Annotated in this window: 9 protein-coding genes; 6 read left to right on the top strand and 3 right to left on the bottom strand. The window is 61.4% G+C overall.

Translation table 11 applies throughout. The features are described from left to right. Window positions 1–278: 278 nt before the first annotated feature. Both NP511_RS21630 and NP511_RS21635 read left to right on the top strand, forming a co-directional pair. The gene (locus NP511_RS21630) at window positions 279–3,335 is read left to right on the top strand and encodes a PD-(D/E)XK nuclease family protein (RefSeq protein WP_049967086.1); all 3,057 of its coding nucleotides are present in this window, start codon (window positions 279–281) and stop codon (window positions 3,333–3,335) included. After that, window positions 3,328–6,960 (top strand): UvrD-helicase domain-containing protein, encoded by a 3,633-nt coding sequence (locus tag NP511_RS21635; RefSeq protein WP_049967085.1) that lies wholly within the window; start codon window positions 3,328–3,330, stop codon window positions 6,958–6,960. The genes NP511_RS21630 and NP511_RS21635 overlap by 8 nt, the downstream gene beginning before the upstream one ends. 222 nt (window positions 6,961–7,182) lie before the next feature. Here NP511_RS21635 and NP511_RS21640 read toward each other — a convergent pair whose 3' ends face one another. Continuing rightward, a complete protein-coding gene (locus NP511_RS21640) occupies window positions 7,183–7,818 on the bottom strand; it encodes an IS6 family transposase (protein WP_084158375.1) in 636 nt (211 codons plus the stop codon). Window positions 7,819–7,921: 103 nt separating this feature from the next. Between NP511_RS21640 and NP511_RS21645 the strand changes: the two genes are divergently transcribed. The 4 genes from NP511_RS21645 to NP511_RS21660 all read left to right on the top strand — a co-directional run bounded on the left by NP511_RS21645 (window position 7,922) and on the right by NP511_RS21660 (window position 15,471). Continuing rightward, entirely contained in the window at window positions 7,922–10,567 is a 2,646-nt protein-coding gene (locus tag NP511_RS21645) for a hybrid sensor histidine kinase/response regulator (protein ID WP_257720321.1), read from the top strand. Between the two features lie 226 nt (window positions 10,568–10,793). Next, on the top strand, window positions 10,794–11,957 hold the full coding sequence (locus NP511_RS21650) for an outer membrane protein assembly factor BamB family protein (RefSeq protein ID WP_084158361.1): 1,164 nt from the start codon (window positions 10,794–10,796) through the stop codon (window positions 11,955–11,957). Beyond that, a complete protein-coding gene (locus tag NP511_RS21655) occupies window positions 11,950–13,239 on the top strand; it encodes an outer membrane protein assembly factor BamB family protein (protein WP_049967083.1) in 1,290 nt (429 codons plus the stop codon). Before NP511_RS21650 ends, NP511_RS21655 begins: the two co-directional genes overlap by 8 nt. Window positions 13,240–14,718: 1,479 nt before the next feature. After that, a complete protein-coding gene (locus tag NP511_RS21660; protein ID WP_049967082.1) occupies window positions 14,719–15,471 on the top strand; it encodes an IclR family transcriptional regulator in 753 nt (250 codons plus the stop codon). Window positions 15,472–15,487: 16 nt separating this feature from the next. Here the strand turns inward: NP511_RS21660 and NP511_RS21665 are convergent, their stop codons facing one another. Together NP511_RS21665 and NP511_RS21670 are read right to left on the bottom strand one after the other, a co-directional pair. Beyond that, a complete protein-coding gene (locus NP511_RS21665) occupies window positions 15,488–16,276 on the bottom strand; it encodes an enoyl-CoA hydratase/isomerase family protein (protein ID WP_049967081.1) in 789 nt (262 codons plus the stop codon). Window positions 16,277–16,347: 71 nt separating this feature from the next. Continuing rightward, window positions 16,348–17,904: an acyl CoA:acetate/3-ketoacid CoA transferase gene (locus NP511_RS21670; protein WP_049967080.1), complete on the bottom strand. Its 1,557-nt coding sequence runs from the start codon at window positions 17,902–17,904 to the stop codon at window positions 16,348–16,350. Window positions 17,905–17,947 lie beyond the last annotated feature (43 nt).

Here is a 17,947-nt window from a genome sequence, read left to right on the forward strand (position 1 = left end):
GATAGATTCCTGCAGTACAGCGCCTCCAATTTAATTCTGACAGTTCAGGCTTGACACGCCAATAGAGCCACTTCGGTACTCCATTTACTGACGGAACTGTCTCGCCAAGAGTGAAGTAAGATGGACCTCTTGTTAAGTAGTATTCGATGAATAATACGCTTCTAATTGGTTCCCAACATTCACATTTAGAACAAGCTGCTTTTGAACGGGCGGACCAGATGGCTGATGACCTTTTTGGTTCAATCCTATATATAACGCGAAACGACACTCGCCGGAGTATGATTGAGGACAGCTGGGCCGCGTCACACGAACCTCTCCATCTTCGTGCCGAGACGCTTGACGCGGTCGTTCGGGAGTGGTACGAGCATCTCCACGGCCCGGTCCAACCCCTCACCGGGCAGTTGAATCGCCGGCTCGCGGAGTACGCACTCGACAGAACGACAGCCGAGACAGATGGCGCTCTTGCCGGTGAACCAGCCTCTGCCGCCCTCGCTGATTCGTTCAGTAGTCGTTTCTCGCTCTTCGACGACGCCGGCGTCGGGACCCCCGACGCATTGGCAGCGGAGTTCGAGGGCTCCGCTCTCGATGACCGTATCGCGACAGCCACTGTCGACGCGTACCGACACTACCGAAATCTCCACGCTGACTACGTCGACGAGTGGGTCTGTACCCGGGGAGAAATGTTCGACGCCGTGGCGACGGCGGAGCAGTCACTATCGGCGCTCTCCCCGGAACTGGATGTCGTCGTCCTCTCCGGGTATCACGAGTTCCGCCCCGTCGAACGCCGCCTCATCGAACGCCTCATCGACGAACTTCCGATGATCGCACTGCTGCCGCTCCACCAAGATGGCCGGAGCGGAGTCGACGCCGTTGCGGAGGACGCCTTGGAGGTCTACGAAGCACTTGACTTTGAGACAGTAGAACTCGAGCCCGTCGACGAGTCAGGGCGGGCCTTCGGAACGATCACCGAGTCGCTCTACCGCCCGGACCCGGACACAGTCCCTGCTCCAGACATTCTGCGATGGCGTGAACTCCCGACACCCGAGCGCGAGATCCGTTTCGTCGCTCGTGAGCTCCGAACTGAGTTGGCCAATGGTCGCGATCCTGACGACCTGGCCGTCGTCGTTCCCGGGACCGAGGCCTATTCGGGGTACGTCGAGGACACGTTCGATACGTTCGACATCCCACACGTCACGACCGCCGCCTCACAGCTGAACCGGACGTTCACCGGGAGCGTTGTACACGATCTCCTGAACCTCGCCGAACCCGACCCACGTGCTGAGGATCTCACGTCCTTGCTGGCGAATCCACTGGTCGACGTCGTCGATACCGACCAAGCCAACGCCGTCACGGCAGCTGCTCGCCGGCGTGACACGGTTTCTGTGTCTCCCCTGCTCGATGACGTCGACGACGACCCGGCGACGCTGATCGAGGAGCTGCTGGCCACGCTAGAGACGCTCCGAACGGAGGACATCGAGGGCGCAACCGAGACGCTCCGACGACTTTTGGACGACCGGTTCGACCTGGAAGCGGCGACCGAGAACTACGCCAGCGGCGCAGAGCAAGCCGTCGAACAGCAGGCCTATGATCTCGTGGACGAGGTCCTCTCTTCGTTTGAGTCGCTGGCGACGGTCAATAGCGACCTTTCCCCGTTGGCACTGTTCACCCGGGCATTCGATGGTGTGCCCATCCGTGTTCCACAGCGCGCTGCTGGCGGCTACGTCGAAGTGATGGGGTTGCTCGACGCCCGGATGCGCTCGTTCGAGAAGGTGTTTCTCGTGGGACTGACGAGCGAGCACTTCCCGGTGACGCCGGAACGCCCGGCCTTCTTCGAGGAGATGACCGACGCCCACCCTCGGTTCGACACCGGCGACGAGCGCCTCCGTGGCCGCTATCTCTTCGCGACGCTCCTCGCGAACGTCGATGAACTCACGATCACCACACCAGAGACGGGCGACGACGAGTCCGCCGTCGTCCGGTCGCCGGTCCTCGACGAACTCCAGCGCGTGACCGGCATCGACCCCGAAGACGGCGTCGACGACCGCGTAGGCTCCCGCGAAGACCTCCAGCGCCACGTCGCTGCAACGGCCGACCGGCGTGCGGCAGTCAGCCGCGCCGGCGACCGAGGTGACCTCTCCCCCGAGCAGACCAAGCGCATGGATCGGGGACTCCACTGTGCGGACAACAGGGGAACGGCTGGCCTCTCCGAACACGACGGCGTGTTAGAACCCGAGACCGTCGCTGAGGTCTATCCTCCGTCGGAACGAGAACCCTACAGCGTGAGTCGGATCGAGCGATACGTCGAGTGTGGGTTCAAGTTCTACGCCGAGAAAGTGCTCGGACTCGAGGATCCCGACGATGTTGAGGTCGTCCCTACGCCCCTCGAAACTGGGTCGTACGTTCACGACGTTCTCGAACGATTTTTCGCGGATCTGCAGGACGAGACCGAGGATGGTGTCGATCTCACGGACTTTAACCGGGACGACCTGGCGACGCACCTTCGCGAGATCGCCGTTGAGGAACTCCGGGATGCTGACTTCGAGTACGACGGGCTGTTCTACGAGCGGTGGAAGGCGGAGCTGTTCGCAGGTCTCGGTGACGGTGAGAGCGCACCGTACGAGGCCGGGATCAAACCCCACGACGCACCGGAACAGGGATTGTTCGCCACCTTCCTTAACAACGAAATCTCGCGTGACGGCGCCGGCCACCCACATCTGTTCGAGGCTCCGTTCGGCGAGGGGCTGCCCGACTCGGATGGTGGTCCGTTCACGGTGGAGCGACCGGATGGTACGACCGTCTCGATTCGTGGATACATCGACCGCGTCGACGTGAGCCGAGACGGCGAGCAACCGACGCTCACGCTCTACGACTACAAGACGGGTCGAGCACCGTATATGACGAAGACGACCGGCGGCACGAAGTTCCAGCTACCCATTTATCTGCTTGCTGCGGCCAACGTCGTCGACGGTGATCTGTTCGAGCAGGGATCGCTTTCAGCGACGTACTATCAGGTGCGACCCCCCAACGACCTCAAGGTTCCACGCGGGGTCGAGTCGAAGTTCGATTCAGAGGTCGAACTCCGCCGATTCCTGAACGATGTCGTTCCGGAGTGGTTGGGCCAGATCGACGAGGCGATCGGAAACGGTCGGTTCCACACGACGCTGCTGTCCGCCCGCGGAGCGAACTGCCGATTCTGTGACTACCGTCGGGCGTGCGATGTCCGGCATCACCGCAAGCGCGAATTTGTCGACGAGGTTCACCATGACGACGCAGCGTACGTTCCGCTCCGTGTTCGCGATGACGAGGACATCGAGGCGGTGATGAGCGATGACTGAGGTGCCCGAGGAGATTCAGCTCACAGAGGAACAGGAGGACGCGCTCGTCCAAGGCCGGAACGTCGCGATCACTGCCGGCGCTGGGACGGGGAAAACGACAACTCTCACCGAGCGGTACGTGACGATACTGGCCGAGAACCCGTCACTCACGCCGGAGAACATTGTCACGATCACCTTCACGCGAAAGGCCGCTGCCGAACTGACCGAGCGCGTTCGGGAGGAGGTGTACGACCGGCTCGAGGCTGTCGACTCACCAAAGGCCTATCACCGCTGGCGAAACGTCCTCGACGACCTGGAGGATGGCTACGTCCACACCATTCACGCGTTCTGTACGCGGCTCTTGCGAGAACGGGCCGTCGAGGCTCCGGTCCCGCTCGGCTTCGACGTGCTCGATGAAGACGGTGCCGCGACACTCCAACGCGAAGTCGTGACGGAGTTCCTCGAACGCAACCAGGACGATGACGACGTGGAGCTCCTTGCCCAACTCTGGAGTCGCGACCAGTTGATCGATGTACTCGCTGGATTACTCAATGAACGCCCACAGAGCGAGTCCGTCCTCGAGGCGTGGCGTGACGCCGAGGTCGACGACTACGTCGATATCTGTTGGGAGGTAGTTTGTGATCTCGACGTTGCCGACGCTCGACAGACGCTGTTTGCGGACGGACTCCTTGAGCATCTACGCACGGTCGCGGGCCGCCTCGACCGTGAGGGCGCTATCGGCGACGAGGACGGCCTTCGGGCCTACCGGACCTTCACCGAGATTGCGACGACACTCCCTGCCGACCCGGAGGAAAGCGATCCCCGCAACTGTCAGCGGGCCATCCTCGACCTCTACGAGGCCTGTGAGAAGAAGAACGGCGGCCTGTACAGCAGTTCGGGGTACGTCGTCGGTGACCGGGACGAGTGGGATGAGTACGGCGACGTCTACGACGACCTGAAGGACGCCATCGACGCGGTCATCGCGGCCGTCGAACCGCACGCGGATGCAGTCGAGACGACACCCGGTGAGCTCGAAGCAAACAGTGCCCATTACGCGCTGGCTCTGATGCGGGTCTTCGATGACGTCCTCGCCGCTTACGCCGACGAGAAGGAGCGCCGCGATACGCTCGACTTTCCCGACGTGATCGAGACAACCCTCGAGTTCTTGCGAGCGAACGATGCCGTCACGGAGCGGCTACGAGAGCAGTTTGCGGCCATGATGGTCGACGAGTTCCAGGACACGGACCCGCGCCAGTGGGAGCTAGTCAAGCTTCTCACGGGCGTTGACGAGCAGACGGCGTCGAACGTCTTCTTGGTTGGCGACGAGAAACAGAGTATCTACGGCTTCCGTGGGGCCGACGTGACGACGTTCGGGGCGGCGAGGACAGAACTCCAGACCGTCAACGAGACCCGCGGGGTCGACAACGTCCCCGACAGCGATGCCGAGAGTCCGACCGCGCTCGAACTCTCCGGGAATTTCCGGACGCTGGACGAGCCGCTGTCGTTCCTGAACGAGCTCTTCGAGTATCTGTTCCAACCGGAGGGGGACACCCACGAGCCCTACGAAGCGCCACCACAGGCGCTGACCACACAGCGCGACCGAGTCAAAGACATCGAGGGACTCACCGGTAGCGTCGAGTATCTCGCTGTGCCCGACGACGCCGACACGGCGGCGGAACTCTTCGGCGGTGACCATCCGGTTGCTGAAGGTGCGCTCGACCACACCATCGAGGCCGAAGCGCAAGCGCTCGCTGCTCGACTGACCCACCTGTTCGACGATCCACCGACAGTCCAAGATCCCGACACGGGTGTTCATCGCGACGCTACGCCGGACGACACGGCGATCCTCCTTCGCCGGCGAACTCATCTGGATCGGTATCAGCGCGCCCTCGAGGAGTACGACATTCCCTACACTGTTGTCGGTGGTGTCGGGTTCTACGATACGCCAGAGGTCCAAGCGCTCACGAACCTGCTTCGGGTACTCGGTGACCCACAGGACGACGTCTCCCTCTACGGGGTGCTTCGGTCACCGCTGTTCGGGTTCACCGATAATCGACTTGCACCGGCGATCGCAGAGGCCGATTCAGTGTGGGATGCGCTCGCCGAGACGGACGACCCGCAACTGGCGGACGCCTTCGACCTCCTGTCGAGGTGGCGGACCCTCAGCGGCTGCGCGACCCCGTCCGAGGATGGTGTGCTCCCGTGGAACCGACTGCTATCGCACGTGATTGACGATACTGGCTATTTAGCGAGCGTAAGCGCTGACGAACGCGGTCGGCAGGCCGTCGCGAACGTCGAGAAATTTCGTGACCAGGTCCGGAAATTGAGCGAGAACGGTGTTCACACCGCTGCCGGATTGCTCCACCGTATCGACCGACAGGCCGAAATCGACCCTCGTGAGGGTGAGGCCGATATTCCGGGAGACGCCGAGGGCGTCCGGATTATGACGATCCATTCTGCGAAGGGACTCGAGTTTCCGATCGTCACCGTCCCCGATCTCGGGAGTGACCTCAACTTCGGTCGCTCCGTCGACGACCATGGCTACGTTCGACTTGTGGACGGAACTGATGACGCGTCGCCGGTGCCGGCGGTCGGCGGGCCGAATCCGTGCGATGCGTTCTCCATCGAGAAGACGGCCGTCCACGAGTACGCCGACCGACGGTCGCGTCCTCAGGAGCGTGCGGAGTCGAAACGCCTCCTCTACGTAGCATGTACACGAACGCGCGATCACCTCCTTCTCTGCGGCACGCACGACATCGATGTCGACGAGTCCGGTACAATCGAACTTGGCGAGCCTGCAGCCTTCGACGACGCAGACCGGTGGCGCGACTGGTTACAGCCAGCCCTCCTCGACGGAACACTTGTCGCCGAGGCAGTTCGTGACGGACAGACCCGTGGTGAGATAGAAGGAGCCAGCTATACTGTTCGCAGGCCGCCGCGCCCAGTAGACTGGCACACCGACGACGACGCCGTTGATTCAGCGCCGGAGATATCGATCCCCTCACCGCCGTCGCTCGCGCCGGCGAAACGAATTGCGGCCACGACGCTCGTGAATGCGGTGGCAGATGCGTCTACAGAGGGTCACAGTTACTCTCAACGCGAGGAGTCGGTGGGTCTGAGTCCAACGACGTTCGGGACGGTTGTCCACCGAATCAACGAACTCCGTCCACCGAGAGACGAGTGGCCCGCCTTGATCCGACGTTTGAGTCGGATGTCCGGTGAGGAACCGACAGAAACTGACCTCGACGAAGCTATTGATCACGCTGCTGATGCGGTTGAATTTGTGGACCATATTGAGGCCGATGTCCAGCCCCAAGCGGTCTACGACGAGTATTCTGTTGTCGCCCGAATTGATGAGTCGCGGATTATTGGCGATATAGACCGGCTGCTCGTTACGCCGGATGCCTTCTACATTATCGACTACAAGACTAATGATCTCTCGTCAACCACATCGGAAGAGATAGCTGAGCACTATCGACCCCAGATGCTCGCGTACGCCCTTGCACTCTTGCAACACGACGAGAGCCGTGACGTACGGGCTTCGCTTCGGTTTACTGACACTAGCATCGAAGAGCGATTCAGTTGGGGGTCGGAACAGATAGCGGATCTCGAAACAGAACTCCAGGCGATGATGGAACTGGTGTGATAGCCCGGTAGGTATTCGCCACCAGTACCCTGCGAAATCTCTCATCTGGATCGGGGTTCCTCAATCAGTCCATCTTCAAGTTCACCCACATACTTATCCTGAATTCCCTGGCTTCACAAGCAGATTGTGAGCTTCCAGTCGACTTACTTTTTGACACGCCAGGAGATCACATATACCGACAGAACGCGATCGATATCCCCACTGAAGTGATCTTGGTCGTGTTTAGTTTGTAGCATTGTGCCAGACTGCGAAGGTTTGGTGCCAGGATTCAGCTGTTGACAGTTTTGCGTGACTGAAACAGTTTGAGAACGTAGAGGTGCGACGCTTTATCTCGTGAAAGATACGTTCAGCAGCGTTCCGATTTCCATGTTTTTCGTATCGAAATCGGAGCCCAGATCGACGGAGTGCAGTCTGGAGATGTTTTGCTCCATCGACGAGAAACACAGCATTCTCGACGTCGTGTTTCTCGATCAGTTCCTGTAAAAATAGCTCTGTAAGAGCGGTCGTAGTTGTCGAAAACAGCCGTATATGGAGCAACTCGTTCGATTTGGGAGCGACAGCAGCATACAGCCAGTACTGTTGATTGTCGATCCGAATCACCGTCTCGTCGAGCGCAACGTGATTCGGTGACGCATCAGTGGCGGACTGTAGATCACACTTGTGTATCCAATCGTGAACGGCCTTTCGCGATCGCTGGACGCCGAACTTATCCAATTCTCGAACGGTATTCGAAAGCGATAATTCGGACAGATGGAGCCGAATACCCAACTCCATCAGTTGACGCAGTGTCCGCTCACGCTCCACAAAATCCAAATCAATCCAGCTGCTACACCCGCTGAGGCGTGCGATTTCTGCCATGAACCAGCTGGAAATCAGCACGCCTCACTTTTCACGCTTAACTAAACACCACCGATAAATTGGCCTTCAGATTTATATATCCTCACCCGATAATTGTTTGAGCATGGTTGCCCCTCGCCGAGAGAATACTATTTCTCCAGGAAATACAAACGGCAAAAATACGATTTCTATACTTCTCGTTGACGATCACGTTACCGTTGCCGAGATGGCTTCCCAGTTCCTCGAGGCGAACGATGAGCGATTCGATGTTGCGACGGAACCCAGTGCCAGTGAGGGGCTTGAGCGACTTTCCCAAGCGGAGTTCGATTGTGTCGTCAGTGAGTACCAGATGCCAGACATGGATGGTCTAGCATTTCTGCAGGCTGTACGAGACGAGTATCCGGAGGTGCCGTTCATTCTGTTCACCGGGAATTCGGACATCGCGGGTGACGCTATCTCAGCCGGTGTCACTGATTACCTCCAAAAGAAGCCCGGTTCTGACCAGTTCTCCGTCCTAGCCAACCGCATCGAAAACGCGGTCCACCGAACCAGAGCGGGACACCGCCTCGAGGAAAGTCAGCGACGCTTCCGAACGCTGCTCGACAACGTTCCGGGGATGGCCTATCGATGTCGAAACGAACGTGGCTGGCCGATGCTCTTCGTCAGCGATGACTGTGCCGATCTCACGGGATATGAGCGGGCAGCCCTCCTCGACGGCGACCGTCGTTACGGTCGAGACGTAATGCATTCAGACGACCGCGACCGAGTCTGGGACACTGTCCAGGACGCTTTGGAGGCCCAAGAGCCGTTCCGCGTCGAATATCGCATTCGCACTGCTGACGGCACGGAGAAGCGAGTCTGGGAGCAGGGGCAGGGCGTGTTCGAAGACGGCGAGGTCGTCGCTATCGAGGGGTTTGTCACGGATATAACGGAGCGATCGGAGTCCCAGCAACGACTCGAGTATCAGTCTTCTCTGTTGGAAGCCCAGATGGAGACCACGATCGACGGACTACTCGTCGTCAACGAGGACCGGACTGTTGCCGCCTACAACGACAAGTTCGTCGATATGTGGGAGATACCCGCAGAGTTGATCGAGACGGAATCGGACGAGGCGCTGTTGGACTGGATCGTCGAACACAAGCTTGCGGAGCCGGAAGCGTTCATGGAGTTAGTCGACGATCTCTACGAACGCCCCGAGGAAACGAGTCGCGACGAGGTCCGGCTTAGGGACGGCCGAGTCTTCGACCGCTATTCAGCTCCGGTCATTGGTGACGAGGGAACCCACTACGGCCGGTTGTGGGTGTTCCGTGATATCACCGAGCGCAAAGAGCGCGAGCGGGAACTCGAACAACAGGAATTTCTCTTCAGTCGGGTCCAAGCAATCGCTGACATCGGCATCTGGGAGTACGATACACGAACGAACGATCTCACATGGTCCGACGGTGTCCGCCGCATTCACGGGGTGGCTGATGACTACGAGCCGGCCTTAGCGGACGGACTCGACTTTTATCACCCTGATGACCGCGATGAGATTGCCGCTGCAGTTACCCGCGCGATCGAGGAGGGAGAGCAGTACGACCTCGAATTGCGTATCGTCCGCCCCGACGGCACAGTCCGGGACGTCCGTACACAGGGAGAAGTTAGCACGGACGAGAACGGGGAGACGGAACTCGTTCGTGGCGTCTTTCAGGACATCACTGACCGAAAGCGACGTGAAGAGGAACTCGAAGAGGAACGGGAAAAATACGCGACGCTGGTCGAACAGAGCCACGACGGCATCGCGATATTCCAGAACCGGAAGTCCGTCTTCGTCAACTCCCGGCTGTCGGATATCACCGGCTACGAAACGGACGAACTCCGGGGGATGCCGGTCACTGAGCTAATCGCGCCGGAGGACCGCCAACTCGTCCGGGAGCGGTACGAACGACGACTCGATCCCACTGTCGACCCGCCGCCGTCGCGATATACTCTGACCTTTGAGACCAAGGATGGACGCAAGCGAGTCGCTGAAGCAAGTTTCGCCGACATCCAGTATGAGGGTGCGCCGGCAGATCTCGTGTCGATCCGAGACGTAACCGAGCGACAGCAGTACGAAGACGAGTTGGAACGCCTCAATGAGGAACTGGAGGTGCTAAACCGAGTCGTTCGCCACGACATCCGCAACGACATGGCGGTCATGCTCGGATGGGGCGAACTGCTCGAAGACCACATCGACGACGCGGGGAAAGAACACCTCGAGAACATTCTCACGAGCGGCGAACATATCGTCGAACTCACGGAGATCGCCCGTGACTACGTCGAGACGCTGACGAACGACGGGGAGGTAGACGTCAAGCCGACGCGCTTAGAGCAAGTACTAACGAACGAAATCGCCCTTCGTCGAGATGCACACCCGGGCGCGGAGATCAGCATCGACGAACCGATTCCGGATGTCACCGTTCGGGCGAACGAGATGCTCTCCTCGGTGTTTCGGAACCTCTTGAACAACGCCGTCCAGCACAACGACAAGGACACGCCGATAGTCGAGATTACTGCCGAAGAACGAGAAGACGACGTGTACGTAGCGGTCGCCGATAACGGACCGGGTGTTCCTGAGACCCAGCGCGAGCGGATATTCGGAAAAGACGAGATGGGTCTCGAAAGCAGTGGCACGGGCATCGGGCTCTATCTGGTGCAGACGCTCGTCGATCAGTACGGCGGTACTGTCCAGGTCGAGGACAACGAACCGGAAGGAGCCGTCTTCAGCGTCACACTTCCGAAAGCGGACTGAGGTCGGTGGCACTTCCCTCTCGTCGGCACTGCTCCCATCCGAGGGTTCACTGCTCACACTGGCTCAACGAGACAGTACTCTTCTGCCGAGAGTTCGGCCAGCACGGGAGTCCACGCCGAATCCAACCGTAAGGCGGCGGGCCGCTCACGGCCCCGGCCGACAGAATTTGTCGCTCAAACATCAAGATTGATACCATTGCCGTCGCAACGATCAACAAATGCCCTCCATGACACGCCGTGCGGCCCTCGGCGCGGTCGCCGGTTTCGCCGGCAGCGTTGCCGGTTGTGCTGGTCTCCTCGAGGAGGAATCGTTTCCCATCCAACGGTCGTGGCAGACGGGGGTCCGTGCGCCGTCGTCCGTCGCCATGACTGCTGGCGGGCAGCTCTTGACTGGCTCGCATAGCCCGTTCCGTGATCGGCCGATCGTCGCGGGGCTGGACGATCAGACCGGTGAGATCTCCTGGGATGTGACGATCGCGAAGGGCGAGAAGTCGCCCCTAGGTGTCGGTGATGGACGGGCCTACGCGATCTCGAAAGCCGAAACGATGGTCGCCGTCGACGCAGCCACGGGTGAGTCCGTCTGGCAACGCCCGCTCGAGCCGATCGACGCGGCCGACCCTGGGGTCGTCGAGTTCGCCCCACTCCCACTCGGTGATCGCATCGTGGTCCCGATTTCGGGCACCGAGGATGACGTGCCCGACCGACTGGTCGGTGTCGACCGGGCGGACGCTGAGACGCTGTTCACCCATCCCCTGCCCGCATCGCTGTCAGGGGCTCCTGGCGTGACATCCGGTGGCGTGGTTGCACCCCTGGTCGACGGTCGTGTGCGTCTCCTCGACCGGGCTGGCGAAGCCGAATGGACGCGGGATATTGGCACTCCGCTGTCGGCCGTCGGGGCTACTGACGGGACCGCATACCTCGGTGCCGCTACCGAGGAACTGCTTGCGCTGGAAATCGCGACCGGCACAGTCACCTGGCGTGGTTCGCTGGCCAACACCGTGTTCACGCGGCCGTTGGTGACCGACGATCGGGTGTACGTCGGCGGCGCGGACTACACGCTCCGGGCGTTCGACGCGGCCTCGAGCCAGCAAGTGTGGCGTGATGACCTCGGGAACGCCGTGACTCACGGACCGATGCAGGTCGGGGACCGGCTGGTGACGCTGGTCGGTGGGACACACCGCATCCGTGGCTCGAGCGGCACCGTCCCCTTTAGCCCGACTGTACTCTATGTCCACGAGCAAGATGGCACACGGGTCCGGGAAGTCAGACTCGACGACAAGTCGCTCGAGGCCGGCAGCGTCGAGTGGGCACAGACGGCCGGTGAGACGGTCTATTTGGGACAAACGTTCGGTCTGACACGGGTCGCACCGGAGGCGATCACCGATGCGTGATACCGACACCGCTGCCGACACGTACGATCCGCCGGGGAACGCGACCGACCGACAGGACAGTCGGCACTGGTCGCGCCGCCGGGCGCTCGCCTCGCTCGCGTCGGCGGGCACGGTCGCGCTGGCAGGATGTAGCTGGCGGTCGGCGTTTTCTAGCGTCCAACCCCGCTGGAAGCGTGACTTCTCGGCCGCAACGGCGGCAAGCCCACCGGCCGCGACCGACGACCACGTCGTCGTCGGTGGACAGGACAAACGCCTGCATGGGTTTACCGCCGACGGGGAACGGATCCTCACCGTCGAAACCGGTGGGCCCATCGACGCGCGACCGGCTGTTCCATCGTCGGGCGGCCCGGTCCACGTCCACAGCACCGACGGCGACCTCTACACGGTCGGGCTGGCGGGGGAGCGACTGTGGCACGTGGAGGGACAGGCCCGGTACGGGTGGCTCAGTCGACACGGCTCGCTGCTGGTCGGCACCGATCCGGTCGACGGTGTGGTTACCGGCTACGATGCGAGCGACGGCACGCATCGTTTCCAGCGGCCCGGCCAAGCGTATCAGCTTCCCACACTCAGTGATTCCACCTGTCTCTTCCCCGTCACCGACTCGGATGAGAAAACGAAGTTGGTTGCGTTCGCTCCGGCGACCGGCGAGATGCTGTGGGAGTCCCCACCTCGTACTGGCTACCCCGACGTCGTGGCTGCCGGCAACCGGATCGTGACGGTCTACGATTCTACCGTACGGATGCACCGGGCCCGCGATGGACACGTCCTATGGCGGACCCCGGTTGACGGCGACGTGACTAGCCACTTTGGGCCGCCAGTCTGGCTTGGCGAACACGTCTACGTGCGTGTCCGCCGTGATGATCGCTCGGACGAACTGGTTGCCCTCGAGCGTGATGGTGGGACCATCCAGTGGCGTCGGACCGTCGGGTACGAACTCGAGGCAGTGACGACGACCTCACGGGATGTGTTCGTTGCAAGTTCGGTCGATAACCCCGACGGCGGCATTCTAATCCGGCTGGACGCATTCTCCCTCGATGGGACCCGGCAGTGGCAGACGACAACTGACATCGCGATCGGCGGGACGGTCGAGGCATTCGGCCGCGCCGGTGAGAGCCTCTTTGCCGCCAGCGAGAACCAACTCGCCGCCTACGACTCTGCGACCGGGGAACGCTGGTGGCACTACGAGCCGGAATCCTCTCGGATCGGTGTGACGACGGCCGATGGGGCGTTGTACGTTTCGTACCGCGACGGCGGTGGCGTGGCGCGGCTTCCGACGAACTGATCTGAACCGACTGGGGACCTGCTCGTTCGATGTCGTATCGAACTCCGTTCTAGCACCGTGGTGAGCGTTGTCCCTGCAACTCCGATACCGGTGGCTTGTCACAGGGGGGACACCCGTGGCAGTACCGTCGCCCACCGATCCATTGACATCCTTCCCGCCCTGAAGGGCGGGGCTTTCTCCTCGATTCCCCGTAACCGCTCGTGACCTGCAAGGCGGGGTCAGCTCCGCCCGTGGAAGCCGCTGTCTCGAGATGAGGTGGGAATCTCACTCCGGGCTTCCTGCTTGGTTGCCAGCGGGGGATTCTTGTGGTGTCGGCGACGGCCGGTCCCGCTCGCCGCGTTCTGCCGGTCACGGTTCGCCTGTTGGCAGTTGTCCGCGGCCAAAATACTTTGAGAACGAGTATATTACTCGTTCTATATTACAGATGATGGGTTCGATAGCACACCGATTTCCACGATCTGCGTATCGAAGCCGAAGCCCCGTATCGGTAGTGTACAGTCTGGAGATAAATTGCACCCTGGCGAGAAACACGGCATCATCGAACTCGTGATCCGCCGTACGTTCGTGAAGAAATCGCCCCGTCGGCGCGGTCGTAATCGTCGAACACAGCCGGTACTGACGGATATCGTTTGTTTCCGGATCGATAGCAGCGTCCAGCCGATAGCGATACCCATCGAGTTGCAGCATCGTCCCCTCGAGCGTGCGTACTCCGAATTCCCCTCCGCTGTTGATCACACGTGTGGGCCCAGCCATGGGCTGCCTTGCGACTCCGTTTGACACCAAACTATACAATTCTCGAGTAGTGTTCGAAAGCGAGAGGTTGGCAGACTGAAACCGAATCCCGAGTTCCAGCAACTGACGCGGTGTCGGCTCTCGAGCGACACTACGCAACTCGACCCGATCGCTCAACCCATTGAGTCGGTCGGTTTTCACCTTGGCTAAAAATCGCCGATGTAGTGTGGGGTCGGCTTGTCGACTGGCGTTGTTCGTGACTGTAGAGTGATATATGTCCGCGACTCTAGTGGATTTCTCAATGACCAACTCACCGTCAACTCCATCTTTATCTTACAATCATACGATCGTAAAGATCGAGTGGATCGACCGCTCGAGCATCGTCGCGTGGTCGTTTCGGAGCAGTCACACGACCGTCGGTGCGCGGATTTAGTTTCGGGAGAGCAGAATGGGGCGATTTCGACAACGAGATGCGCTCAGCGAGCGGTATATGGAAAATTAATCGCCGATATCCGGCTTGCCGCATTTCGTCACACCCGAAACTGACTGCAGCGCCCGGACGGCGATCACACAGCGACGGCATCACCCTCCGAGTACTGCTGGGTCGGTATCCGACAGAAACCGACGGCTCGAGTCCATAGCGGCCGGGGTCGGTTCGGAATTCCGGTCACGATCGCCCGGTATGACTCGAAACACCATTCAACAGAGCCGAAACATTTCTATGAGCGCAGTGGAATGATGTGGGTGATGACGGGCACAGCAAACCGATCGGTCGAACGGGCGTTCAGGATCGTCGACGAACTCGCGGAAAACGGTGGCGGGCGGGTATCGGAACTCGCGGATCGTCTCGAGATGCCCGTCAGTACCGTCCACAACTATCTCCAGGCGCTCGTCGAGACGGGCTACGTCACGGTCGAGGACAAGGAGTATTCGACGACGACCCGGTTTCTCGAGGTCGGTCACCGACAGCGCCATCGCTTGGAGGTGTTTCAGGCCGTCAGCGACGAACTTCAGGACATCGCAGCCGAGACCGGCGAACACGTGACGCTGCTGGTCGAGGAAAACGACCAGTGTGTGATCGTCGCGGTCCAGGAAGGTCCCGACGCCGTGAATCTGTTCGCGTATCCCGGTGCGCGCATGCCGTTGCACGCGGCAGCCCCCGGGAAAGCGATTCTGGCACACATGCCCGAGGACCGCGTTCAGGGGATCATCGACCGGCAGGGCCTCGTGGAGATGACGAACCGGACCATCACCGACCCCAACGCCCTCTTCGAGCAGCTCGCGGAGATCCGCGAGCAGGGGTACGCCATCGACGAGGGCGAACGCATCGCCGGCATGGTCTGTATTTCCGCGCCGGTGCTGGACAAAAGCGACGAAATCCGTGGGGCGATCTGTGTCTGTGGCCCGCAGAGTCGAATCGACGAGAAACGCCGCGAGGAGATCGCCGACATCGTCAAGCGATCGGCGAACGTGACACAGGTCAATCTAGATTACGTCTGACCCGGTTCCGTCCCCACTAGCGGCCGACGAACTCGGGCTCGCCGTCGTCGAAGAAGGCATCGAGACCGCGCTCGTAGTCCTCCGTTCGGGTCGCGTCTGCGATGCCGTCAGTCTCCGCCGCGAGCTGTTGCTCGAGCGAGCGCTCGTAGCTGTCGGTCAGCAGTCGGGTCGTCGTCCCGAACGCCGCGGTCGGCCCTGCCGCCAGCTCGGCGGCGAGTTCGGCCAGTCGGTCGTCGAACTCGTCGCTGGGGACGACCTCGTTTGCCAGTCCCAGCTCGCGGGCCTCCGCAGGGCTGATGGGGTCGTCTTTCAGGACGAGTTCCTTGGCAGCTCGCAGCCCGACGAGCCGCGGCAGGAAAAACGTCGCGCCGCCGTCGCCGGTCAGGCCGATCCCGGGATACGCGAATTTGAGCGTCGCGTCCTCGCCGAGGACGAGCAGGTCCGGGAACAGCGTCAGGCTAAAGCCGATCCCGGCGGCGATGCCGTTGACGCCGCCGACGACTGGTGTCTTCGTCCGGTGAAACTGGACGATCGCTTCGTGGGCCCGTCCAGCCAGCTCCCGGATGTGGGCCGCGTCGGACTCGTCACCGGAGAGCGCGCCGAGGTCCGCGCCGGAGCCGAAGAAATCGCCCGCATGCGTGAGGACGATACACCGCGTGTCGGGGTCCTCGCCGAGGGTCGTCGCCGCCGATACCAGTTCGTTGGCCATCTCGAGTGTGAGCGCGTTTCGCCCGGCAGTACTCTCGAGCGTCACCGTTGCGACGCCGTCGTCGTGATCGATCGAGAGGTTGTCGTATGCAACCATCGGATCGGTATTTGACGTAACCTCGCTTAACGGTTCCTGCTTTGTCGGTTCGAGAACGGGCTCGGCCCCGCCTAGATCGCGTCGGTCAGGTCGAGCGGCTCGTCGGCAAACAGTGCCGGGTTCATCTCCGCGAGATCGTCGGCCACGAGCGGCTCGAAGCCCAGCCGGTCGATCACGTCGGCTTCGACGTCGATCCCGGGTGCGACCTCCGTGAGTTCGAGGCCCTCGGGGGTGAGTTCGAAGACCGCGCGCTCGGTCACGTAGACGATCGGCTGATCGATTTCGACGGCGTACTCGCCACTGAACGTGATCTGCTCGACCGAGTCGACGAACTTCGAACTCGAGCCGTCGCTCTCGATCGAGAGTTCACCGTCGCCGGCCTCGATCTCGAGGCCGTCGGTCGTCAGCGTGCCACAGAAGACGACCTTCTCGGCGTTTTGCGTGATGTTGATGAAGCCGCCACAGCCGGGTAGCTGCGAGCCGAACCGGCTGACGTTGATGTTGCCCATCGCGTCGACCTGTGCCATCCCCAGAAAGCCCATGTCGAGGCCACCGCCGTCGTAGAAGTCGAACTGCTGGGTCGAGGAGACCAGCGCCTCGTGGTTGACGGCGGTCCCGAAGCTGATGCCGCCGGAGGCAGCCCCGCCGACCGGTCCCGATTCGACGGTCTGGGTGATCTCGTCTGCGATGTCGCCTTCGGCCGCGACCACCGGGACGAGTTCCGGGACGCCCACGCCGAGGTTGATGACCGAATCCGGCTCGAGTTCCATCGCCGCCCGGCGGGCGATGATCGTCCGCTCGTCGAGCGGGAGCGGCTCGCTGTCGTCGTCGGTCGGCTGCTTGATCTCGCCGCTGTAGGCGGGGTTGTAGTCTTCCGCGTACGTCTGCTGGTGGTGACTCGGCGGGGCTTCGACGACGGAATCGACCAGCACGCCGGGGACGGCCACGTCGCGGGCGGTGAGCGTGCCCGACTCCGTGACGCGCTCGACCTGGGCGATCACCGTGCCGCCGGAGTTGTGGGCGGCCTGGGCCATCGCCAACACGTTCGAGTCGAGGGCTTCCCGTTCCATGGTGATGTTGCCGTCCTCGTCGGCCGTCGTCCCACGGATGATCGCGACGTCGATCGGCACCGACTGATAGAAGAGATACTCCTCGCCGTCGACGGTCATGACCTCGACGATATCCTCGTCGGTGATGTCGTTGGCCTTCGCACCGTCCTGGCGCGGATCGACGAACGTTCCCAGCCCGACGTGGCTGAGCGTGCCGGGCTTGCCCGCGGCGGTATCGCGAAGCAGGTGATCCATCACGCCGAAGGGGAGGTTGTAGGCCTCGATCTCGTTGTTGACGACCTTCTCCATCAGGTCGGGCGTAAAGCCCCAGTGGCTCGCGATCGTGCGCTCGAGCATCCCCTCTTGGACCAGATGCGAGAGCCCACGGCCCTGCCGGTCGCCTTCCGCGGCGGGATGATAGAGGGTGAGATCGCGGGGCTGGCCCGTTTCGGCGTATCGCTCGCCGAGTGCCTCGAGAACGTATTCGGGAATCCCGACGGCGACGAAGCCGCCAACGCCGACCGTATCGCCGTCGTCGATACGTTCGACTGCCGCCTCTCTGGACTGTCGAATCGTCATACCTCCCTCTCGCGGGAGCCGCTACTTTTACTTACCTATCTCC

The organism is Natrinema thermotolerans (assembly GCF_031165565.1).
In the GTDB taxonomy this organism is placed as follows: Archaea; Halobacteriota; Halobacteria; order Halobacteriales; family Natrialbaceae; genus Natrinema; species Natrinema thermotolerans.

Bases quoted from the DNA above. Each gene is read 5' to 3' on its own strand.
- NP511_RS21640 (WP_084158375.1), bottom strand. From the start codon at position 7,818: ATGGCAGAAATCGCACGCCTCAGCGGGTGTAGCAGCTGGATTGATTTG.
- NP511_RS21635 (WP_049967085.1), top strand. From the start codon at position 3,328: ATGACTGAGGTGCCCGAGGAGATTCAGCTCACAGAGGAACAGGAGGAC.
- NP511_RS21665 (WP_049967081.1), bottom strand. From the start codon at position 16,276: ATGGTTGCATACGACAACCTCTCGATCGATCACGACGACGGCGTCGCA.
- NP511_RS21670 (WP_049967080.1), bottom strand. From the start codon at position 17,904: ATGACGATTCGACAGTCCAGAGAGGCGGCAGTCGAACGTATCGACGAC.
- NP511_RS21660 (WP_049967082.1), top strand. From the start codon at position 14,719: ATGACGGGCACAGCAAACCGATCGGTCGAACGGGCGTTCAGGATCGTC.
- NP511_RS21630 (WP_049967086.1), top strand. From the start codon at position 279: ATGATTGAGGACAGCTGGGCCGCGTCACACGAACCTCTCCATCTTCGT.
- NP511_RS21655 (WP_049967083.1), top strand. From the start codon at position 11,950: ATGCGTGATACCGACACCGCTGCCGACACGTACGATCCGCCGGGGAAC.
- NP511_RS21650 (WP_084158361.1), top strand. From the start codon at position 10,794: ATGACACGCCGTGCGGCCCTCGGCGCGGTCGCCGGTTTCGCCGGCAGC.
- NP511_RS21645 (WP_257720321.1), top strand. From the start codon at position 7,922: ATGGTTGCCCCTCGCCGAGAGAATACTATTTCTCCAGGAAATACAAAC.